The 19,695-nt window shown below is 66.4% G+C and carries 23 protein-coding genes and 1 pseudogene; 8 read left to right on the top strand and 16 right to left on the bottom strand.

What is annotated here, in order from left to right; translation table 11 throughout:
• Window positions 1-6: 6 nt before the first annotated feature.
• Complete coding sequence (locus tag IEY88_RS42735) at window positions 7-651, bottom strand: HAD family hydrolase (protein ID WP_189160617.1); 645 nt, start codon at window positions 649-651, stop codon at window positions 7-9.
• Window positions 652-823: 172 nt separating this feature from the next.
• Between IEY88_RS42735 and IEY88_RS42730 the strand changes: the two genes are divergently transcribed.
• Window positions 824-1,687, top strand: a complete 864-nt coding sequence (locus IEY88_RS42730; protein WP_189160616.1) for a hypothetical protein — start codon at window positions 824-826, stop codon at window positions 1,685-1,687.
• A gap of 76 nt (window positions 1,688-1,763) precedes the next feature.
• On the opposite strand, the gene fxlM is transcribed toward IEY88_RS42730, so the two are convergent.
• Entirely contained in the window at window positions 1,764-2,987 is a 1,224-nt protein-coding gene (gene fxlM, locus IEY88_RS42725) for a methyltransferase, FxLD system (RefSeq protein WP_189160615.1), read from the bottom strand.
• A 395-nt stretch (window positions 2,988-3,382) separates the two neighbouring features.
• Here fxlM and IEY88_RS42720 point away from each other — a divergent pair, with 395 nt between their 5' ends.
• The gene (locus tag IEY88_RS42720; RefSeq protein ID WP_229694309.1) at window positions 3,383-3,898 is read left to right on the top strand and encodes an NUDIX domain-containing protein; all 516 of its coding nucleotides are present in this window, start codon (window positions 3,383-3,385) and stop codon (window positions 3,896-3,898) included.
• Between the two features lie 89 nt (window positions 3,899-3,987).
• Here the strand turns inward: IEY88_RS42720 and IEY88_RS42715 are convergent, their stop codons facing one another.
• The 9 genes from IEY88_RS42715 to IEY88_RS42675 form a co-directional block, all read right to left on the bottom strand.
• Complete coding sequence (locus tag IEY88_RS42715) at window positions 3,988-4,470, bottom strand: NUDIX hydrolase (protein WP_189160614.1); 483 nt, start codon at window positions 4,468-4,470, stop codon at window positions 3,988-3,990.
• A complete protein-coding gene (locus tag IEY88_RS42710; RefSeq protein WP_189160613.1) occupies window positions 4,467-5,306 on the bottom strand; it encodes a class I SAM-dependent methyltransferase in 840 nt (279 codons plus the stop codon). Before IEY88_RS42710 ends, IEY88_RS42715 begins: the two co-directional genes overlap by 4 nt.
• 70 nt (window positions 5,307-5,376) lie before the next feature.
• Window positions 5,377-6,297 carry a DUF2797 domain-containing protein gene (locus tag IEY88_RS42705; RefSeq protein ID WP_189160612.1) on the bottom strand — a complete coding sequence of 307 codons (921 nt, stop codon included), beginning with the start codon at window positions 6,295-6,297 and terminating at the stop codon, window positions 5,377-5,379.
• Window positions 6,298-6,328: 31 nt separating this feature from the next.
• Window positions 6,329-7,024, bottom strand: a complete 696-nt coding sequence (locus tag IEY88_RS42700; RefSeq protein WP_189160611.1) for a dTMP kinase — start codon at window positions 7,022-7,024, stop codon at window positions 6,329-6,331.
• A gap of 20 nt (window positions 7,025-7,044) precedes the next feature.
• Entirely contained in the window at window positions 7,045-8,112 is a 1,068-nt protein-coding gene (locus IEY88_RS42695; protein WP_229694308.1) for a nucleoside phosphorylase-I family protein, read from the bottom strand.
• Entirely contained in the window at window positions 8,112-8,927 is an 816-nt protein-coding gene (locus tag IEY88_RS42690) for a hypothetical protein (RefSeq protein WP_189160610.1), read from the bottom strand. The genes IEY88_RS42695 and IEY88_RS42690 overlap by 1 nt, the downstream gene beginning before the upstream one ends.
• Entirely contained in the window at window positions 8,927-9,553 is a 627-nt protein-coding gene (gene folE, locus IEY88_RS42685; RefSeq protein WP_189160609.1) for a GTP cyclohydrolase I, read from the bottom strand. Before folE ends, IEY88_RS42690 begins: the two co-directional genes overlap by 1 nt.
• A gap of 241 nt (window positions 9,554-9,794) precedes the next feature.
• On the bottom strand, window positions 9,795-10,394 hold the full coding sequence (locus IEY88_RS42680; RefSeq protein WP_229694307.1) for a 7-carboxy-7-deazaguanine synthase QueE: 600 nt from the start codon (window positions 10,392-10,394) through the stop codon (window positions 9,795-9,797).
• A gap of 101 nt (window positions 10,395-10,495) precedes the next feature.
• Window positions 10,496-11,185 carry a 6-pyruvoyl trahydropterin synthase family protein gene (locus IEY88_RS42675; RefSeq protein WP_189160608.1) on the bottom strand — a complete coding sequence of 230 codons (690 nt, stop codon included), beginning with the start codon at window positions 11,183-11,185 and terminating at the stop codon, window positions 10,496-10,498.
• A 476-nt stretch (window positions 11,186-11,661) separates the two neighbouring features.
• Between IEY88_RS42675 and IEY88_RS44820 the strand changes: the two genes are divergently transcribed.
• The 6 genes from IEY88_RS44820 (at window position 11,662) to IEY88_RS44810 (ending at window position 17,206) form a co-directional block, all read left to right on the top strand.
• Window positions 11,662-13,101: a helix-turn-helix domain-containing protein gene (locus tag IEY88_RS44820; protein WP_229694306.1), complete on the top strand. Its 1,440-nt coding sequence runs from the start codon at window positions 11,662-11,664 to the stop codon at window positions 13,099-13,101.
• A 14-nt stretch (window positions 13,102-13,115) separates the two neighbouring features.
• Window positions 13,116-13,475, top strand: a complete 360-nt coding sequence (locus tag IEY88_RS42660) for a hypothetical protein (protein WP_189160607.1) — start codon at window positions 13,116-13,118, stop codon at window positions 13,473-13,475.
• A gap of 82 nt (window positions 13,476-13,557) precedes the next feature.
• Window positions 13,558-14,874 carry a helix-turn-helix domain-containing protein gene (locus IEY88_RS42655; RefSeq protein WP_189160606.1) on the top strand — a complete coding sequence of 439 codons (1,317 nt, stop codon included), beginning with the start codon at window positions 13,558-13,560 and terminating at the stop codon, window positions 14,872-14,874.
• On the top strand, window positions 14,867-15,775 hold the full coding sequence (locus tag IEY88_RS42650; RefSeq protein WP_189160605.1) for a phosphotransferase enzyme family protein: 909 nt from the start codon (window positions 14,867-14,869) through the stop codon (window positions 15,773-15,775). The genes IEY88_RS42655 and IEY88_RS42650 overlap by 8 nt, the downstream gene beginning before the upstream one ends.
• A 50-nt stretch (window positions 15,776-15,825) precedes the next feature.
• Entirely contained in the window at window positions 15,826-16,413 is a 588-nt protein-coding gene (locus IEY88_RS44815; RefSeq protein WP_308426068.1) for a helix-turn-helix transcriptional regulator, read from the top strand.
• A complete protein-coding gene (locus IEY88_RS44810; protein ID WP_229694305.1) occupies window positions 16,370-17,206 on the top strand; it encodes a hypothetical protein in 837 nt (278 codons plus the stop codon). Before IEY88_RS44815 ends, IEY88_RS44810 begins: the two co-directional genes overlap by 44 nt.
• Before the next feature lie 47 nt (window positions 17,207-17,253).
• Here IEY88_RS44810 and IEY88_RS42640 read toward each other — a convergent pair whose 3' ends face one another.
• From IEY88_RS42640 to IEY88_RS42625, 5 genes and pseudogenes are all read right to left on the bottom strand, one after another.
• Window positions 17,254-17,553 (bottom strand): PadR family transcriptional regulator, encoded by a 300-nt coding sequence (locus tag IEY88_RS42640; protein ID WP_189160604.1) that lies wholly within the window; start codon window positions 17,551-17,553, stop codon window positions 17,254-17,256.
• 143 nt (window positions 17,554-17,696) lie between these two features.
• Window positions 17,697-17,993: a PIG-L deacetylase family protein gene (locus tag IEY88_RS42635; RefSeq protein WP_229694304.1), complete on the bottom strand. Its 297-nt coding sequence runs from the start codon at window positions 17,991-17,993 to the stop codon at window positions 17,697-17,699.
• Window positions 17,994-18,079: 86 nt separating this feature from the next.
• Window positions 18,080-18,250, bottom strand: a pseudogene (locus IEY88_RS45685) (Scr1 family TA system antitoxin-like transcriptional regulator); the annotation flags it as partial.
• Between the two features lie 105 nt (window positions 18,251-18,355).
• Window positions 18,356-18,733, bottom strand: coding sequence for a DUF397 domain-containing protein (locus tag IEY88_RS42630; protein ID WP_189160603.1), 378 nt, complete (start codon window positions 18,731-18,733; stop codon window positions 18,356-18,358).
• 16 nt (window positions 18,734-18,749) lie between these two features.
• On the bottom strand, window positions 18,750-19,695 hold a 946-nt coding region (locus IEY88_RS42625; RefSeq protein WP_229694303.1), incomplete at its 5' end, for a helix-turn-helix domain-containing protein.

Raw genomic sequence — 19,695 nt, 5'->3', positions numbered from 1 at the left:
GGACGTTTAGTGCGGTGCCAGCAGATTGGGCAGGTCGTGCAGGGAGTCGATCACCCAATCGGCGTCGCGACGCACCAGCGGGTCGTCAGCCCAGAGGTAGCCCCACGGGCCACGCCTGATCAACGCCGTGCGGAACCCCGCCGCCTTCGCCGCCACCACGTCGTTGTCGCGGTGGTCACCCACGTACACTGTCTCGCCGGGTCCGTCGGGCACCATCTCCGCGACGCGGGCGAAGAACTCGAGCGAGGGCTTGGCGACACCCCACTCGCCCGACGTCGCGATCTGGTCCACCGGCAGGCCCAGCGCACGTAGCAGCTCGGCAGCGCGGGAGGTCTGGTTCCCAGCCACCCCCACCCACAAGCCGAGTTCCCGCAGCCGCGCCAAGCCGGGCCGGACGTCGGGGTAAAGGTCGCCGTCCTCGATGTGCTCACCCAGTCCGGCCTCTTCCCGTAGCCGCCGTTCGCGGGCGAGGTCGAAGCCCGGTTTGAAGTACTGGAACGTCTCGGCGTTGTCCTGGCCGGCAGCGGTGACCGCACCCAGCACGGTCGAGAAGGTATGACGTGGCACGCCGATCCAGTCGGCCCACGCACCCCACTCGCGCGAGTCGTCCAGCAACGTCTCGCCCACGTCGACCACCACCGCGGTCACCATGCTCCTACTCCTACGTCACTTACGATCACCGCGCCACAGAGGGTCTTGCGGCCCGCACCGCCCCGCTGACCTCGCCGCCGCGGAAGCCGGTCGAGCCGCCGCGTGGTCTGCCGCCACACCGGCCACGCAGCCTGCGCCGACGTGGGCAGATCGGGGCTGCCATCCTGAACCGATGAGCACCTCCGGTCCGGGCCGCGGTCGTGACGACTTGGGACGCGCGCTGTTGGCCCAGCACCCTCGTGGCGAGCAATGGCGACAGCTCGACGTGACCATCGCCAACCTGACCTTCGAGCAGATCACTCGTATGGGCTCGCTCGGCGAGGAGCGCGCCTCCGATCGCCAGGCCGTTCGGGAAAGGATCATCAACCGGATCTCCGACCCCGAGCTGGCCGGACGGCTCGCCTCACGGTGGATCCGATGGAAGGACACCTTCGGCCTGCCGATGTCCGCCGAACTCGACGACCCGATCGCCGTGCTGCAGCACCCCTACCTGCTGGCCCGGCAGGCTTCACCGGACCACTCCGGCTGGCACAAGGTGGTCCTGCCCGTGTTCGACGCCGGACTGGCGATCGCAGCGGCAGGCCACGACGACACGGGAAGCGCCGACTACGAATTGCTCATCGCGCCGTGGCGGCAGACCTGTCTGCCCTCGCGACACACCGCGACGGATGCCTACGGCCCTCACACCCAAGCCGCGCTGCGAGTCCTGCGCCATGCCGAAGCCACGCCGACAGGGGTTGTGCGCCGGATGGGTCGAGTGTGCGCGGAAATCGACGAGCAACGCTGGGAAGCGGCTTGTGACGGGGTCACCGAGGCGTCGATCGCGTGGGGGTTCCCGCTCCGGGCGCGCTCGCTGTACTGGGAGACGGTTCCAGCCGCCGAGGACGCCGTCGGCGAGTCACCCACAGACACGGCGGTCGTCAACGCACTGTGGGGCGCGGCGATCTCGCAGGCGTTCGCCGGACGACTCGACTCCGACACCAGCGCGCTGTTGGCCAGCGCCTGGAGGACGGCGGGGCTTCCGCTCCCCGGATGACCCACCTCGCCGCGCTCCACGGCAACGGTCAGGCCGCGCCTCTGCCTGACACCGAGGTCGCAGACCGGCGACGAGATCATCCGGCCGGGTCGTAGGTGAGGACGAACCGGCTGTGTGTCTTGTCGATGGCTGGGCCCGCAAGTTCGCTGTCCGGGGTATCAGCCGGGTACACGGTGAGCGAGGGCGTGTGCTGCTTCCGCTCGGGCGCCCAGGACCGGATCGCCTCGCACAGGTAGGCGGTCAGCTCGTCGGCGGACGGCCCGTGACCGATCGCGCCCAACTCCCAGTGCACCTCGTCGCTGGATTCCAGGCGGCGTGCGGTGAGGTAGACCAGCGTGTCGCCGTCGACCAGCGCCATGCGCCACCATCCCCTTACCGGGTCGCACACCTCGGGCGGGACGTCGGCGTGGACCTTGATCCGGCACACGCGCGGGTCGGTCACGGTCAGGCGGAGCCAGAGCCCGTCATGCGACTCGTTCCTGCCGATCGTGGTCCCGGACCAGGCCGTGACACGCGGCTGGTCGAGCACCCCGCGCAGCGCATCGGGGTCCACGGCCTGATCGCGGTCCCAGTGGAGCGAGACCAGTTCGTCGGCGGTGATCGCGCCGCTGAGTTCGCCCTCGCCGTCACCGACCAGGTACACGAAGCCGCACAGGTGGAGCGAATCGGACACCAGGCGGCCATCGGTGTAGGTGAAGGCGACGCTGCGGCCTTGACCGCGCCACCGCAGCGGGGCGACCAACCGTCCTCCGGGCGCGAGCTGTTTCCACCACTGGGCGGGGATGTCCCACGGTGAGACGGTGGCGATCATGCGGTCGTACGGCGCGTGGTCGGGGTAGCCGAGCCCACCATCGCCGGTGACGACGTGCACGTCGCCGTAGCCGGTGGCGGTCAGCGCTTGTGAGGCTTTCGCGGTCACGTCCGGGTCGATGTCCATCGTGGTCACCAGGTCCGCGCGGCCCGTCAACTGGGCGAGAAGACAGGCGTTGTAACCGGTGCCCGCACCGATCTCCAGTACACGGTTGCCCGGTCGGACGTCGAGCTGGTCGAGCATCGCCGCGACCAGCCACGGCGCCGACGCACAGGACAACGACCTGCCGTCCTCGAAGCGGTGAGTGACCACCGCCTGCCACGGGTCGTAGGCGGTGGCAAGCGGGGCGTCGGGCACGAACTCGTGGCGTGGTGTCTCCAAGAGGACCCGTTCAACCTCGTTGAGCTGTGCGTATCCCGACTTGCGGACCCAGGCGACCATCTCCGCGCGCAGAGTCGTGGGCGACGCGGTGGTGGTATCGGTGTCCATCGCTTCCCTTCTTGTTCAACGGTCATCTCGGTGGGCGGCCGGACAGCATGATCCCGTAGCCACTCACCCAGGCTTGGGACAGGCGGTCACTCTGTGTTGTTTGCACTGGACTGTGCTCGCTGGAGCGCGCCGAGAAGGCACGCTCCTCTCGGTACAGCCCCGAGGTAGTCAACTGCGAAGGTGCTATGCCAACAAGCAGGTCCGGACGATGTCGCTAAGGCATCGCTTGGCTTGACCTGCACGAAGGCGAGCACTCGTCGCTGACGGTTTCCACCATTCGGGGTATGGCGGACCTCGGATGCTCGCGATGATCATCGTCGAGTGCTGTGACACGAACCGCGTCGCCCTCTCTGCCATGTCAGGGCTAACCACGACGTCGGCATAGGCTGGGCCAGGTGATTGACCAGTTGACCGTGGAAGCGGCGGTCGCCGATGCGCACCTTGCTGCGATGGAGTTCGATGACGCCCAGTCGTGGCTGCGCGCCCGCCAGACCCTGATGGAGCCGCTCGCGGCCGAGGTCTGGGTTACCGACCCGACGTACAGCTACGTCCTGCTCGTGCGGCACCGCGTGCGCGGATGGGTACCGCCTGGCGGCAAGGTCGAGCCGGGCGAAACGCCGCGAGCAGCAGCAGCCCGTGAACTCGCGGAGGAGGCCGGCGTAGCGGGCGAGCTGCTGCCTGTACCGGCCGCAGTGGCTGTCCGCTCCTTCCGTGCCGACTGGGCACCGACGCTGAGCCTGTCCTACGGTGCCGTCGTCAGTCGTGATGTGCCGCTCGGCGGGGAGACCGGGCAGCCGTCGAAGTGGGTTGATCTGGACGAGACATGGCAGAGCGTGTTCCCCGAGGACCGCGACCGCATCCGCGCATACGTGCGCCGATTGGCAGCGGGAAACGTCGTGGGAGCGCACTGAGGACCATTAGCGGTGCACGGTCAAAGGACCTGGTCAATCAAGCTCAGGGTGTCGTCGGGCAGCGTCACCAGGTGAAGCTCGTGAAGGAATCAAACCCACACCGGCTCCAAGCCTGGCTTCAATGTGAACTGCTCCTCGCTCAGCTGCCCTTCGGCGTAGGCCGCGGTGCGGTGCGCGTACTGCTGGAGCTGGTCTTGGTGCAGCCATCGAGGGGCGCGCACCTCTTGGGCAGAAGGTCGGATCGGTCCTGACGTCTGGGCCTGGTAGATCCACCACTGATGGCCCACGCGGTCGCTGGTCGGCCGACGGCAGTGGTTGGGTCGCCATGCGGTCAGCAGCAGGTGAAGAGAGGTGACGGTCAGGCCGACTTCCTCGGCAACCTCAACGTGGGCGGCTTGCTCGAGCCCTCCGTGCAGGTCGACATGACCGGCGACCGGTGCGATCCCCGCCGGGGGCCTCACCCGTTCGAAGACCAGCAGCCCGTCCAGTGAGGAGATGAGCACACCAACGGCCGCGTAATCGCAGTACTTTGTCCCGCTGCCGCGGCTGCCGGTCGGCGGCGGGGCGGTCAACGTAGTTCCCTGGGCCGCTGCGCGACCACTACGAGCCAACTCGTCACGGTAGTCGTGTCGGGCGTGGTCAGCGAGTACGCCTTGTCGAGGATGTCCATCCGCTGAGCGTGCGTGAACTCCCCGTCGGGTCGAGCGAAGACCGGAATCGACAGCCATGCCTTCTTCTCGGCCATCGTGCTGTGCTGGGCGACGACCTCGGTGTCGAGCACGGTCAACCCGGCGACGGAGAGATGTTCGGTGACCGCGTCCAGCGGCAGCTTGGGAGTTGCCTTAGTGGTCGGTGGCGGGGCGTAGCCGTAGTCGTTGGCCGCGACTTGGTGGATCAGGGTGTTCAGCGACGGTCCGGGACGCTCGCTGGTCTCATCGGGGTGGCGGACGCCGGCGAAGCCGCCGCCGATGTTGAACACAAACCGGCCCCCTGGTCGTAGGACCTGGTGGACGGCGGCGAACACCTGTGGCACGTCGGTCTTCCAGATCGCGGAGTTGCACACCACGGCGTCCGCCGCGCCGGGAACGTGGTCTGCCAGGTCTTCGGCTGGGGCGGTGACCCAGCTCAGGCGCGGGTCGGCCAGAGTAAATCGGCCAACGCGCTGCATGGCTGCGGCGTTGTCCAGGGAGATGACCTGGGCGTCGATCGGGACGAGTTCGAGGATTGCCTCTGCGGTCGCGCCTGCTCCGCCGCACAGGTCGACCACCAGGCTGCCGTCGGTGAGCTCGGCGCGGTGGGCAAGGTCTCGGCTGGTGGCCGCGTACATGGGAAAGTCACGGGTGAAGGCCGCGTACGCCTCTGCGGTGGTGTCCTCGTCCCAGCCGAGAAGGGCGTCCAGGGGTGCCATCGTGGCTACCTCGCTTCAGGGTGCAGACCGGGCTCGCCGCGGACGGACGCGACGAGCCGGGCGGGGGCGGTTAGAAGAGAGAGTTCTGGAAGGCGGCGGTGGGCGACGCGAACGGGCCGAGCGTGATGCGGCGACCCTTGAGAGCGCCGAGGTCGAGCACGTAGTCCACCTCGTCGTCTCCGTCCAGGACGGCCAGTACCTGGGTGCCGATGCACGAGACGACGGTGAAGCCGTGCTCGCCGTCGCGTAGGTCGTGTGGATACAGCATCCGTACACCGTCGGCGACGCGCATTCGGTCGCCTTCGGCAGGAGGAGTCCACGTCTCGAGGGTTGCCGGGATGTCTATGGCGGCGAGTGCGTCGGCGGCGCGGGCGACGTGGTGGTCGTGGGTCGCGCTCGGGGTGGACAGGTCGGTCAGGTTGGCCAGCGCCTTGAGCTTGGTTGAGGCCCGGACGGTCTGGGGCATCTGCAGGCTGCGGGTGATGGCGTCTTCGAGGTGGCGTACGGCCCCGCCGTCGGGGCTCTTGGCCAGGTAGGTGGCGATCAGGGCGCCCTGTTCGTCGAGGCGGGATTGCTTGCGTGGTTCGGCTGCGGTGCCGACCTTGGTGGCGCCGTCGGCGAAGGTGGCGAGGTAGAGCCAGTGCGGCTGGTCCATGTACATGCGCAGTGCCTCGGGCATGTTGCCGCCCTGGTGGAACCGGTGGGCGAAACGGAACTCGTCCTGGCGGAAGCACCGGCCGCACTGGTCGCTCTGCTCGGTCGGCGCGCGGTTGGGGCAGGCGAGGGCCTCGACACGCACAGAGTCGGCGAACTGATACCGGCCGGTGCACCACCGGCCGGTATCAACCGCAAAGCCGAGCCGTTGGTTCAAGATTTCGATGTAGACCAGCGGCCCGTCGGGCAGCGGGGCCAGCAGCAGCCGGGGATCTCCTGTGGCCCAGGTGATGCCGTGGCACACGTACTCGCCGTCGGTCGGTCGGGTCACTGGCATGGTGCGTTCCTCGTGGTGGCTGCGGGCAGGGTCAGATCGCGAGCTGGAGACGGTCGGCGAGCGCGTCGGCGGCGGTCTTGAAGACCGCGTCGCGGTCCATGTCGGTCACGTCCATCGACAGCCATCCGCTGCGCTGCTCGTGCTCGCGCAGCTTCGCGAGAACGACGTCCTGGTAGCGGATGAAGTCCTCGTCCGCGCCGCCGGAGTGGCCGGATTCCAGGGAGCTGAACTCGCCCTTGCGGGCGAGCGCGTCGCGGGCGCCGATGCGCAGGAAGAAGACCAGGTCGGGTTCGGTGAGGTGGGCGAAGACCTGCTCGGCCAAACTGGTGGACACGTCGGGATTCACCGCGTAGCGAGCGAGGATCTTGTGGTGGGCGTTGTCGAGGATCACGTGTGTTCCGGCGGCGAGAGCGGGTTGGATGACGAGTTTGTCCTGGAGGGTGTACCAGGCGGCCAGCGCCAGCAGCCAGTAGTGGTCGCCGCACGCCTGGGCGACGCGGGCGTCGCGGCGGTAGACGAGCGCGTTGAGCCGATCGACGTAGGCGGACAACTCCGGGTCCATCGGGACTTCGGTGCTGTGCTTGCCGATCAGGATTGCTTCGTGGCCGGCCTCGTTGAGCGCTTGGTGCAGGCGGGCGGCGAGGGTGGACTTGCCCGCGCCGTCGATACCGACCACCGTGATCTCCCGCCCGCGCGCAGGGTTGAAGAAAGGTGCTGCGTTCGTCATGTGGTGCCCTCCAAGGGGGTTCAGATCGGCCGAGCGGCCAGTCGGTTGGCGATGATGTCTTGGATCTGTCTGATGAGGACGGTGCGCCGTCGGACAACGTCGCTGTGACGCTCGTTGGACAAGTCCGCGGGGTAGTGGCGAGCGAGGTTGTTGGAAATGACATGGAGATAGCCGAACTCGATCCCGGCATCGCGTGCTGCGACTCCCATAGGACCGATCTCCGGATCGACGAATGCGTGCTCGGCGTGCTCGGTCAGCCAGTCCCGGTTCTCCAGCAGGATCGAGGGCGAGGTGACGTGGACGCCGGTGTGCACGCCCGCTTGGGCCGTAGCGAAGTCACTGAAGAAATCGGGCCACGTGACGAAGCCTCCGCCTACGAGGCTCGTGTTTCCGGTGGCCAGTCGCGTGTTGGGCTCGATGTCGGGGTTCAGCGCGCCGACTTTGCCGACATAGACGACCTCGCGGGCGCCGAGCTCGGCCAGGCGCGTGACGACTCGTCCGGCGACGTCGCCCCAGATGCTGTGCAGGAAACCGAGGTAGACCACCCGGCGACCGTGGATCTCGGTGTGTTGCCAGGCGTAGCCGTGCCCGTGGTTCCACACACCGTCCGGCGGGGCGAGATGCGCCAGGCCCCAGCCGACGATTACGAGGTCGCCGTTGAGTTCGAGGTCGAGCTTCCCCACCGCGTCGCGGGACAACGTCGGGTCGGGCAACTCGTAGGTGACCGTGTCGGCCGTTTTTCCTGTCATGGACAGGTACGTGGCGATGATCAGCGCGTAGTGGTAGACGTAGTCCGCGCCGGGGAACGCCTTGACGATGAGGTCACGGCCTTGGACGTCTGCGGTGGGGCGCTCGAAGTTGAACAGCTTGCCGGTCTTCTCGTGTGCGGAGATCACGGCTTCGCGGTCATAGCCGCCGACGACATGGATGCTGTCCCAGTCGTGGTCCTGGATCAGGTGGTGCACTTTGATCTGCAGGTACCGCAGAAGGCGGTCCGGGGCCATCGTGTGCCCGTCCACCGCGATGGGGGACGGACACAACGCCGAGCCGGGTCGCGCAGTCGGGACTGTGTTGGCGAGGAGGCTCATCAGGCGGCCTCCGGGATCCGCACGCTACTGCCGGCCGCCTCGCGGACGACGGCGATGTTGCGTCGGATCAGGTCGAACCGTTCTTCGGGGATCGGTCCCAGGTTCTCAATCCGTGGGGTCGGGGGCTTCTCGTAGGGGCCGTCGGGCAGCATCTCGATGCCCATCGCGCCGAGGATGACCGGTGCGGCGCCGTCGACCGAGGCGATCCATTCGTGCTCGCGCTGTTCGGCGAGTTCCAGATGTCCGGTGCGGCCAAGGCCGAGCAGCCGATAGACGATGCGCTCGTCGATCATGCCGTGGTCTTCCAGATACCGGGTGGCCGCCCAGCGGGTGCGGCAGAGCTGGTCTTCGGGCGCGGGACGCCGGGAGGCAGGCAGCGCGATCGCTCCGACGTAATCGCTGGAAGCGAAGTAGTCGTAGCAGCGCAGCCACTCCTGATCGTCCGCCGCGTGCAGCACCACGCACAGGCGGAACTCGTCGCTCAGTTCAAGGATCTCGCGGGCCGCTTCGTCGCTGGCCTTGATGGTGGCGGGCCCGTCGCGCATGACGTCCGGGAGAATGATCTCGTGGGCGTCGACTATGCGGGCCGCCGCGATCAGGTCGGCGGCAGACAGGGCGTGGCCCAGCTCGAAGACTCCGTTGTCGACAATGATCTCCGCGCCCCGCTCGGCCTCGCGGTGGAAGAACGCACGGTAGGCAGCGTCGTTCAGAACACGCTGGGCCGCCACGTGGTGGACGCTGGCAGGCTCCTGTGCGACGAAGGCGTCCAGGTAGTCGGGCGGCGCGATCGCGGAGAAGGCGATGCTCTTGGCCATCAGGCGGCCCTCCACCTGTCGGTGGCGAGGGTGAGGAATTGTTGGGAGAGCACAGGATCGTTCTCGAATCGACCACCGGACTGCACTGTGGTGGTACGAGCGGCCTCCATCCGTACGCCCCGCGCACTCATGCACAGGTGCGTGCCGCGGACCGCGACGGCCACGTCGTTGCTGCCGATCACGACGGCGATCTCGTCCGCTACCTGCCGAGTGAAGCGCTCCTGCACCTGAAGGCGACCCGCGTACTGCTGTGCGATGCGGCCGAACTTCGACAGGCCCATCACTTCGCCGTCCGGTACGTACCCGACGGCGACGTCCAGGTTCATGGGCAGCAGGTGGTGCTCACACAGCGACCAGACGCTCATGCCGCCGATCACGACCAACTGGCCGCTCAGGTGTCGCTCGGTGAAGCAGGTCGGTGTGGTCGACGGCTCCGGGGAGAAGAAACTGCGCCACCACGCGGCGACCCTGGCTGGCGTGTCCGACAGGCCCTCCCGTCCGGGGTCCTCGCCGATCGCGGCCAGAAGTTGGCCGACAAGATCGGCGACGCGCTCAGTGTCGACCAGGCCCGGCGACGCCAGGTCCTGGCTTTCGCTAGGTGCCGGTCTGTCGAGGGTGTCGGTCACGGATTTCGCCTCGTTTCCGGGTTCGATAAATGGGTGAAGGACGTCAGTAGCGGCGGCGGCTGCTGCTGGTAGAGCCCCGGCGCGCAGGCGCTGGGCGACCTGCCAGCGCAGCGACGGCGACTACGAGCATCAGGGCGGTCTCGGTCAGGTCCTCGGAACCCGTGCCCCCAAGAGCCGTCACCGAGGTGGTGGTGCTGGCGTTGGGAAACGGCTGATCCAGTACTCGGTCTGGGAATCGGTGTCACCGCGCCCTGGTCAGGATGTGCAGGCGGGTGGAGACGTTCCACCCGCGTTCAGTGGCCGGGCCGTAGAGCGCGTCCATGCCGGCCAGAACCTTCTCCTGGGTGGTGCCTTCCGGCATCACCCACACCGGAGCCAGCCGGTGCTCCTTGACGAGCTGGGCGATCTCGTCGAGGTCGCGGTCGGGCTCGGTGACCACGAACTTGAACACCGCTCGGTCTGTCGCAACCAACGCCGACAGGGCATCGGCCTTGATTCGGGTGGAGTAGGTCATGCCGGAGTTCGCGAGTTTCGGGCTCACCACCCAGAGGTCGACCAAGGAGGCAAGTTCCGGTGTGGGCGCAATCGTGCCGTTGGTTTCAACCTGCACCCGAATATCCACCAGGCCGCGGGCCAGGGCAGTCATGGCGGGCTGCTGCAACATCGGCTCCCCGCCGGTGATGACCACCATGTCCACGCCGCGCTCAAGCACCCACGTCACCAGCTCGGCGATAGGGACTCTGTCGCTGACCTCGGCCGGGTTGTACCTGCTCCAATCCCAGCTCTCTGGGGTGTCGCAGTAGCCGCACCGGAGGTTGCACCGGGAGAACCGGACGAACACGCAGCGCTGCCCGGTCCACGGGCCTTCGCCCTGGAACGACTCGAACCGCTCCGTGAGAATCGCGGAACCCTCTACACGTCCGGGAGCCAAGGCCGGCGTGTTCACGAGGCATCGCCTCGCTCCCACATGCCGGTGGTCGTCCCCGAGTCGACCCGAACGGATACGAGTCGACCGCGGATCTCCGGCTCGACATTGTCGATGAACCAGCCAGCCAGGTGGGCGACCAGCGCAGGGCCGGCAGCACGTAGCCCCGCGTCGGCGTCAGGTGCCTGGAGGTACGTCCCGAACGGCTTCAGGTCGCCGAAATCGGTGATGAACCCAACCTCGTTGAGTCCGTCTGCCCCCAGAACCAGCGTGACGTCGCCGTGGCTGGTCTTGAAGGTCTTCGAGATCGTGACCTCGCTGGTGACGCCGTCACAGCGTGCTGACGTGGCCGCGGTCTCCGACACCACCATCTCGACCAGTGTGATCGGCGATGCCGATTCCATGTTGTCCCGGAACCACTCGGCAAGGTGCGCAGCGAGAAGCTCGCTCGTCGGGTGGAAGATGACCTGCTCATTGAGCAACCGGTGGTCGAACGTCGCGGCCAGATAGTCCCCGAGAGGAGACAGGTCTCCGGGGGCGTCATCGTGCACGAGCGCCGAGGCGGTCACCGTGTAGTTGTGGCCGTGGTTGCGGCGACACTTGTGACCAACCGGTAACTGCCTCAGCTCGTGGCTGGCGCTGAAGCCGAACGACTGCGAGATGGTGATCTGGCCGTCCGCCACGCACTTCTCCTCGGTGGCCTTCATGTAGCCCTTCTTCCTCGGTCATGCCGAACGGCACTTGGGCGATGTGCGCTGGCGGCGGAGCTGTCCTTGCCAGGCCGGACGACGCAGCGGCCAGGAAATGGCCGAGCCCTCAATGCGGTGCGTCGAGCGTGCTCACCAGCACGTCCGCGTGGACGGGGACTCCCCATCGACGGGGAGGGTGGTCTGACCATCGGACATCCACAGCGGCACGTTCTGGTAAAAGCACTACTAGTCACTCCGGCTGCCGTTGGAGACAGAAGCCGCCCAGACCGCAGCGACCTCAGTCAACTTCCAATGATCAACGGCTGCCAGAGCGACGACACGGCGACAATGAGGCGTCAACGAGGCGTCAACGTCTCTGACCTGCAAAAACGCCTTTTGTGTGACGGTAGTCCGAACGGGTGCTGCTCGCCGAGCGGGTGATCAGACTTGACCGGTAGCTGGTTATCGTGGCATTGGACCGACGGAGCGAGGTGATGTTCATGGGCGACCGGCGAAAGGCGTTCGCGGCGCGGCGTGAGCTGATGGGCTACACCCAGGAAAGCCTCGCAGCAGCCGTCGGTGTGGAGTTTTCGACCGTGGGCCGCTGGGAGCGCGGTGATCTGACTCCGCAGCCGTACCGCAGGCCACGTATCGCGAAGGCGCTGGGCATCAGCCTCGAAGAGCTGGGCACGTTGCTTACGTCGGCACCAGCCCGGCAGATGGCTGCTCCGCCCCCGGCCGCCGTACCAGCCCGAGCGGCGAATGCTGGCGCAGGAGGCCCGCTCGATACGCAGCCCACCGCGCACGGTGGTGCTCAAGTTCGTCTCGAAGCCGCAGCGCCACGAACGGGTGGCAGGCTGTTCGGAAGGGAGGCCGTCCCTGTTCAGCCCGACCTCGCGGAGACAGACGACATGAACCGTCGCGACCTACTGCGCCTGTTCACCATGAGCGGTGCCCTGCTGGCGTTGCCTGCGGTCGAACCGGCCCTCGACGACGTGGACAGATTTGCCGCAGTGGCTCGAACCGGCGCGGTGGATTACGCGGTGGCAGCCGAGTTCGCCCAGTTCAACAGCCACCTGTGGCGGGTCTACGCACTCGCACCGACCAAGAGCGAGGTACTTCCCCTCGTCCGCGCACAGCTCGATGTCCTGTCGACGGGCTTGCGTCATCCGCAGACCCCGGCCATCCGGCAGCGACTTTGCGAGTTGTCCGCCGACCTCTTCCAGTTGGCGGGCGAGATCTTCTTCGACGGTGACCGATACACCGACGCCGCCCACTGCTACACCCTGGCCGCCACAGCAGGCAAGGAAGCCGATGCTCCGGACCTCTGGTCCTGCGCGTTGACCAGGCACGCCTTCATCGCCGTGTACGAGCGCCAGTTCGATGAGGCTGCTCCGCTGCTCGAACTAGCCGCCAACCTGGCCCGCCGGGGCGATCCTGCCCTCTCGACCCGGCAATGGATCGCAGCTGTGCAGGCAGAAACCTTCGCCGGTCTCGGCGACCTGGACGCCTGCCAGCGCGCACTCGACACGGCCGCCGAGGTCCAGCACCTTCAGGGGCCAGTCCACAACGGTGGCTGGCTCCGATTCGACGGTTCACGCCTGGCCGAGGAACGCGGCACCTGCTACGTCAACCTCGGCCGCTACGACCTTGCCGAAGCCGCCCTGACCGACGCGCTGGCCGGCGTCCTGACCGCCCGCCGGAAGGCCGGTGTTCTCACCGACCTGGCGATGATCGGGGTGCATCGGCGCAATCCTGACCAAGTCGCGACCTACGCCGACGCCGCCCTGGCCACCGCTCGCCAGACCGGCTCCGGAGTAATCGCGCGCAAACTGCGTGGCCTACAGCCGCATCTGGCCCCTTTGCTCACCGACCAACAGATCCAGCGGCTCGACGCCGAGATCACCGAACTCGTCGGCAACCGCGCCGCATGATGGAGGACGACAAGATGCAGAACGACCGTGGCCGCGTGTTTCGCGAGGCTTGGATCGCCGGAGTGACCAAGCACTACCCCGGCGAGCCCAAGCCTGGCTACATCACTCCGTGGGACCAGACCCCGGACTGGGAACGCGACGCCGCGACCGCCGTGTACGACCAAGTCCTCGCCTTCATCAAGGCCACCGACGGCGCCACCTCCAAGCTCACCTCGGACCAGAAAGGACGCTTCGTCGCGCTGTGCTGGATCGGCCAGATCTACAAGCACTTCCCCGACCCGAAGCCGTCCTACGTCGCGGACTGGAACGACTTGCCCGACTGGCAGAAGGCCACGGACATCGACATCTTCGAGCGCATCGAACAGGACGCCTGACCGTGTGACGGCATCGGCAGACATGCGGCGTGGCCACTCGCCAACCAGGCTGGTGGCTGAATCAGGCAGCGAGGTGAGCGGCGTGGGCGACAAACGCGAGGCGTTCGCGGCTCGACGTGAGGCGATGGGCTTCACTCAGGAAGGGCTCGCTGCTGCTGTTGGTGTGGAGTTCTCCACCGTCGGGCGGTGGGAACGTGGCGCCCTGACGCCTCAACCGTGGCGGCGCCCTCGGATCGCGAAAGCGCTGGGCGTCTCCCTCGATGAGCTGAATGTGCTGCTCGGACAAGGCCCGACCCACGGCTCGCAGGACCTGCCGCAGGCGGTCACAGGGCAAGCGACCTGGGGACGATCCCGGCAAACCTCCCTGGTGTCGAGTTCGCCCGCTTCTGCGCTCACCGCCGCGTACGACCCCGTTAGAAGCCTCGACATGGGGCAGGTGCCCGCTGAGTTCCTCGAGTCGCTCACCTTGACCGTGAGGCCGCCGCGGCGGATCGGATGGGCCGAGGTCGAGCAGGTCAAGCTGATGACGAGCATGCTGGCAGCCAGCGAGAACCTGTACGGCGGAGGCATGGCCGGTGAAGCGGGGGCCGCGCATCTGCGGTGGGCTGGCCACCTGTTGAGTGCCCGAGCCAGCACTGCCGTCGAAGCGGGGATGTTCGAGGCCGTCGGAAACCTTGCAGGCGTGGTGGCGTTCTCGGCTTTCGACGTCGGAAACCACGACGCCGCGGCTCGATGCTTTCGCTTCGGTCTATGGTGCGCCGAGCAGGGTGGCTCGTGGGAGTTGCGTGCCGCGACCCTCGCCGACATGGCACGCCAAGCCATCTACCTCGGCAACCTGGACGACGCGCTGTCCTTGATCGAGTTCGCCCAGGTGCGAGCTGACCGGTTGACCGCCACCGCGCGAGCCATAAACGGTGTGGTCCGGGCCCGGTTGTTGGCGATGCTGGGCCGCCACAACGAAGCGCGAGCCGAAGTCGACCGAGCGGATTCGTACTTCGCCCAACGGCAACCGGAGACCGATCCGCCCTGGCTGGTGTACTACGACGAAGCCGAACACGCGGGGAGCAGCGCGCGGGCACTTACTCCGCTCGCCGTCGCGGAAAAACAGCCAGGGGATGCCGCCGAGCGTCTTGTCTCTGCGATTCGACTGCATAGCGACGCCTATCCGCGCTCGCGGGCGTTCTCCAGGGCGCGCCTGGCTACCTTGCACATGGCGATCGGGGATCCGCGTGAAGCCGTCCTCCTCGGACGGCAAGCTCTCGACGACGCCGCGATGTTGCACTCACGACGGATGGACGAGGAACTCGCCAAGCTAGTGCGGGCGTGCCAACAGCATTGTGCGATAGCCGAAGTGGCCGAATTCTCGGAACTCGTGGAATCCGGTACAGCCGATGCCTGATGTGGACACGGGTCTGGTCCTGTCTGGAGATCCGCATGACGTGCTGACGGTAGCGGCCAGGAAAGCCGGTGTGCCTACAGCAGAAGCGACCTTGATCCGTGACGGCACGAACGTCATCTACGAGATGGCCGACGGTGTCGTGGCTCGTGTGGGCCCTCCAGGCTCGCAGCTAGTCGCCGCCCGTCAAATCCAGGCGTCGCGTTGGCTGGCTGACGCCGGGATCGCCGTCGTACGTGCCGTCGACGACATCGACCAGCCCACGGTTGTTGGAACTCAACCCGTGACGTGGTGGGTACAGCTTCCTGATCACCGCCACGTCACGCCGGCCGAATTGGGCGCGGTCCTGGGCCGCCTGCACGCGCTGAACGTACCAAAGTCGCCTTCGTTCCCCGTTGTCGATCCTTTCGAAGGGCTGCGCGAATTAATCGACGGCGGTACCGCGTTGTCGGAAGATGACCGAGCCTGGCTTCGAGATCTTGCACAGCGGCTGCACGGTGAATACTCGGCGCTGGTTCCGAGCCTGCCTCGGTGCGTCATCCACGGCGATGCGTGGCAGGGCAACGTTGTTGTCCCTATGGCGGGTGGTGCCCCCGTGTTGCTGGATCTCGACCATGTCGGGATCGGACTTCGGGAGTGGGACCTGGTTTCGTTGGCGGTCGACTACACCGACTTCGCCCGGCTCACGGATTCGGACTACCAGGCTTTTGTGGACGCCTACGGCGGTTATGACATGACTGCGTGGTCTGGCTACCGCACCCTGGCAACGATCAGAGAACTACGTTGGACAGCCTTCGTCCTTGGTAAAGCCAAGACCAGCACGGAAGCAACCCAACAGGTACGACACCGGGTGGCGTGCCTGCGTGGCGAGATCGAGCGGCCTTGGTCGTGGTCGGCCTTTTGAGTCGGCGGCCTCTGACTTACTCGTATATCGAACATCTGAGGTGGTAGACGTTGGATCGGCGAGAGCGGCTGGCTGGGCGGCGTGAAGCGTTGGGGTTTACCCAGGAGTCGTTCGCCCGTGAGATCGGTGTCGAGCTGTCCACAGCCGGCCGATGGGAACGAGGGACACAGGATCCTCAACCGTGGATGCGTCCCAAGATCGCGAGGGCACTGAAGGTATCGACCGACGAACTCGCCGCTCTTCTGTCCGGAGAGACGTTGCGACCTGCCGATCCGGTTGACGCGAGCAACGCACTCGGTCCTGAGATCGCCGAGCATGTCCGTCAGAGCCAAGCGGAGTGGCTTCGGGTCCGTCGCGCTGCGGGGGCGCGGGGGCGGGAAATGGCGGAACTGGCTGCGTGGCTGTACCCGGTCAGCAAACGGGCACCCGGCGGCCATGTGTTGACCGGCCCCGGCTGGCTGTTGGACACGCCTGTGGAGTTGGACTCGGTGCAGCTGAACTTCTCTGAGGTCGAGCGTCCGGTGTCAAAGCTCGAGCCGGTGGACCACGTGTTGCCGCTCACCGATCGAGCGCTATGCAGGCTACAGCCGGGCCGTGCGGGACCTCGTACGGCCTCGGCTGCTGGAGAACCGACTTAGCTACCGGCTGCTGGAGGTGTCCCAGAGTGACGGCCTTGAGCTGACGTTCGGGACCACCACGTTCTTCGAGGTGTTCGACATCAAGGAGTGCCTCGCTCACGAGTTCAAGGCCGCCTGGCTGGTATCGGGTGGGTCGGTCCAAGATTGGAGCGCACTGCCGCTGCGCTCGATGATCGGCGACCCGTTCGACCCCACCCGAATGCTGATGTCGCCCGGCATTAGCACTCTGACCATCCGCAAGGACCGGCGGGGCGAGCACCGATTCATGATGCACCAGCGCGACGGCCGCGCCGTCGCCGATGGCGGCGGCATGTGCACCGTCATGCCCTCCGGAGAGTTCCAGCCCTCATCGCTCGCCGCGGTCGACGTGCACAACGACTTCTCCCTATGGCGCAACATCATGCGGGAGTACTTCGAGGAGTTTCTCGGCAATCCCGAACACGATGGGGCTGGGGCCGGCTCCATCGACTATGCCGAGCAGGAGCCGTTCCGCTCCTTCGAGCAGGCTCGCGCAGACGGCCGATTTCGCCTCTGGCACTACGGCTTGGTCATGGACGCACTCACCCTGGGCGCAAGCCAACGTACTGTTGCCGTGCTGGACAACGAGATCTTCGACCGCTTGTTCACCGGGCTGGTGGCAACCAACGACGAAGGCCACGTCGTCGGTGAGGGCGGCCGAACCGATATGCCCTTCACCAGCGAGGCAATTGACCGACTTGAGCCACGTCTATCGGCTAGCTCCTTGACCTTGCTCCGACTGGCATGGCGTGATCGACGCCTCCTGCTTGATTGAGGAGCGTGTGCACGTCGGCTCGGCGGGTTCGGCGAGCGGCAGCCAATTTAGGTGATCAATCGAGGTTGCCGTGCACGGGCAAGGGCCGCGCGCGCTGCTGTCCGACCGGTCTCGGTGACTTTGTAGAATCGGCGTTTCGGGCGCCTCGCCGCGTTCGGATCGATCTCCTCCCACCAGTCCTCGACCCAACCGAGGCTTACCAGGCGAGCCAGGATCGAGTAAGCGGTGCCGGGCATCATGCCAGCCGATTCGGCGATTTCCAGTCCGTACCGCTCCACGTCCGGATCGGATAGCAGCAGCCGCAGCACTGCCTGGACGTGGACCGTCGTCCTCAGCCGGGCGGTCATCGGTCCGCCCGAACCAAGTCGCTTGCGAAGTCAGCGACCTTCGCCGCGAAGCAGCAGAGGGTTTCGGTGTACGGCTCGAGGGGCGTTGACATGCTGATGCTCCGAAAGGCGGCCGACTATCAAGCCAGCCGAAATCCGCGAGGTCAGAGCGTGACCGCGGCTGGCAGTCGTCCGAGGACGGGAAGCGGGACGAAGTTCTCGGCGTGGTCGACGCCGATGCGTGCGCCCCACAGCCGGGCGAGGTTCTCGGCCATCGGCTCGAAGTGTTCGGCGATGGGCTGGGAGCCGTGCGCGACCAGGGCGCGTTGTTTGGTGGCCCAGGTGGTGGTGATGTGGGCGGGAACGGGGCCGTCAAGGGTGAGGCTGTTGTAGGTGTCGGTGGTGTAGACCCGGCGCGGATGTCCGGTGGCGATGACGACCTCGGAAAGGGCTGCCAGCACGGCTTCGGCGGTCGGGGTCGGAGTCGGGTCGGGAAGCTGAGAACGGTGAAGTTCCGACCCAACGCCGGCCGCGCGCCAGTTGACCACGGCAGGACGCGGATGCTGACGTTCGGCGCGTTCTTGGCAAGCGTCACCAGGTGTTCGAGCTGGGCTCGAAGGACGTCCGGGCCACCGACCTGAGTGTGCAAGGCCGCCTCGCTGATCAACACGCGGAGCTTCAGCGGTCGGACGCCGTGCAGACCTTGCTGGCGCTCCACGCGCACGGCCAGTAGCTGCTCTGGCGACTGATGCGCGCCTCATGGGCGCTCAGCGCCCTCTCAAAGGAGTGCGCGCAAACGCCTGCTCAGATGCCCGTCGTGTCTTCAGCTGGCTTCAGCCAGCGCCTCCGTGATCGACGGATGCGTCGGGTCAAACTGACCGTCGGCGGCGCCGAGTTGGAAGGCTCGCCATTCGGCATCCGTGAAAATCAAGGTGTGCCCGGTAGTCCGTTCGCGCACAGTCCACGCGTTCGGCGCCACGCTGACGTCGACTGCACCGTTTGCGTTCGTCGGCTCCCCAGTGATGACCTCGCAGATCCACCGTGACCACTGCGTGATCGTGAACGTGATCACGATGCTGTTCGGGATCTGGCTGTGACGAATTTCCACGCCATCACTGGTGAAGTCGACATCAACGCAACCGTTGCCTTGGTCGCTGTACGTCGACTTGCGCCACCCAGCGCGGCGCTTGGCGGTAGGCATGGTTTCCTCCGGACGATCAGGCAACCGTCGCGAGACGCCTCTCGATCTCCTCGACCGTCTGGTCTTGCGTGAGCGCCTTCTTCGCAAGCAGTTGCGTAACGGTCCGAGTATACCCGCCGACCTGATCTTGATCCTGGACGTAGACCGCTCCGTTCACAAGCTCGACGTATGCAATCGACTGCGCCGCATGGAAGTCGAGGACGGTGAACGGCCCAACCAGTGCATCGTGCGGACCAACCGAGGTCTTCACCACTCTGATCACTGCACCCAGTTTGATCAACCGGAGAAGATGGCGGTACTGCTCCTTCATGACCTCCCAGCCGCCGATAGGGCGGTCAAGCACCGCTTCTTCGATGATCGCCATCAGCCGCAGCGGGTTCTCCTCGTCGAACAGCCGACGCTGACGCTCCATCCGCAGCGCAACCAGACGCTCGTAGTGATCAGGACGAACGCGGATGTTCTCCGCCGTCGCTCCGTGGGCGTAGCCCTCGACCTGAAGGAGCGCAGGTAGCACCAGCGGCGAGTACCACGATGCCCGTACGGCCAGACCTTCCAGGCCTACGAACGTGCGAAGCCAATCCGGGACTACCTCTGTCCATGGTGCCCACCATGTCTGCTCTCCCGCACTCGCCGCGAGCGATGCCAGTCGGTCGATGTCTGCCTGATCGGCGCCGTAGAACCGCATCAGCTCGGTCACCTCAGCCGGCTGCTGTTGGTTACGACCGCTCTCCATGTGGTTGATCTTGCCTACCGAGCAGCCGATCACCTTGGCTGCTGCGGCCACGGTTGCCTTCACCTTGTTCCGGTACCGAGCCAGCTCCACACCGACCAGCCATCGCACAGCCGAAGGGTCATCGCGATCCGCCAACGTCGCCGTCCTCTCGAATGAGTCGTGTTGCCGATAAGTGATCAGTTCAAAATGAGCTGGCGTGTCGGCTTTGCCTGCGGGACAGGACATTCCA

This window comes from Lentzea pudingi, from assembly GCF_014646255.1.
Lineage (GTDB): Bacteria > Actinomycetota > Actinomycetes > Mycobacteriales > Pseudonocardiaceae > Lentzea > Lentzea pudingi.
Note: the sequence above shows the minus strand (reverse complement) of the source record. Positions and strands in the feature narration are given on the sequence as shown.

Bases quoted from the DNA above. Each gene is read 5' to 3' on its own strand.
- IEY88_RS44820 (WP_229694306.1), top strand. From the start codon at position 11,662: ATGTTCATGGGCGACCGGCGAAAGGCGTTCGCGGCGCGGCGTGAGCTG.
- IEY88_RS42650 (WP_189160605.1), top strand. From the start codon at position 14,867: ATGCCTGATGTGGACACGGGTCTGGTCCTGTCTGGAGATCCGCATGAC.
- IEY88_RS42660 (WP_189160607.1), top strand. From the start codon at position 13,116: ATGCAGAACGACCGTGGCCGCGTGTTTCGCGAGGCTTGGATCGCCGGA.
- IEY88_RS42700 (WP_189160611.1), bottom strand. From the start codon at position 7,024: ATGACGAACGCAGCACCTTTCTTCAACCCTGCGCGCGGGCGGGAGATC.
- IEY88_RS42690 (WP_189160610.1), bottom strand. From the start codon at position 8,927: ATGGCCAAGAGCATCGCCTTCTCCGCGATCGCGCCGCCCGACTACCTG.
- IEY88_RS42705 (WP_189160612.1), bottom strand. From the start codon at position 6,297: ATGCCAGTGACCCGACCGACCGACGGCGAGTACGTGTGCCACGGCATC.
- IEY88_RS42695 (WP_229694308.1), bottom strand. From the start codon at position 8,112: ATGAGCCTCCTCGCCAACACAGTCCCGACTGCGCGACCCGGCTCGGCG.
- IEY88_RS42730 (WP_189160616.1), top strand. From the start codon at position 824: ATGAGCACCTCCGGTCCGGGCCGCGGTCGTGACGACTTGGGACGCGCG.
- IEY88_RS42710 (WP_189160613.1), bottom strand. From the start codon at position 5,306: ATGGCACCCCTGGACGCCCTTCTCGGCTGGGACGAGGACACCACCGCA.
- IEY88_RS42630 (WP_189160603.1), bottom strand. From the start codon at position 18,733: ATGCCTACCGCCAAGCGCCGCGCTGGGTGGCGCAAGTCGACGTACAGC.
- IEY88_RS42640 (WP_189160604.1), bottom strand. From the start codon at position 17,553: ATGACCGCCCGGCTGAGGACGACGGTCCACGTCCAGGCAGTGCTGCGG.
- IEY88_RS42735 (WP_189160617.1), bottom strand. From the start codon at position 651: ATGGTGACCGCGGTGGTGGTCGACGTGGGCGAGACGTTGCTGGACGAC.
- IEY88_RS42675 (WP_189160608.1), bottom strand. From the start codon at position 11,185: ATGAAGGCCACCGAGGAGAAGTGCGTGGCGGACGGCCAGATCACCATC.
- fxlM (WP_189160615.1), bottom strand. From the start codon at position 2,987: ATGGACACCGATACCACCACCGCGTCGCCCACGACTCTGCGCGCGGAG.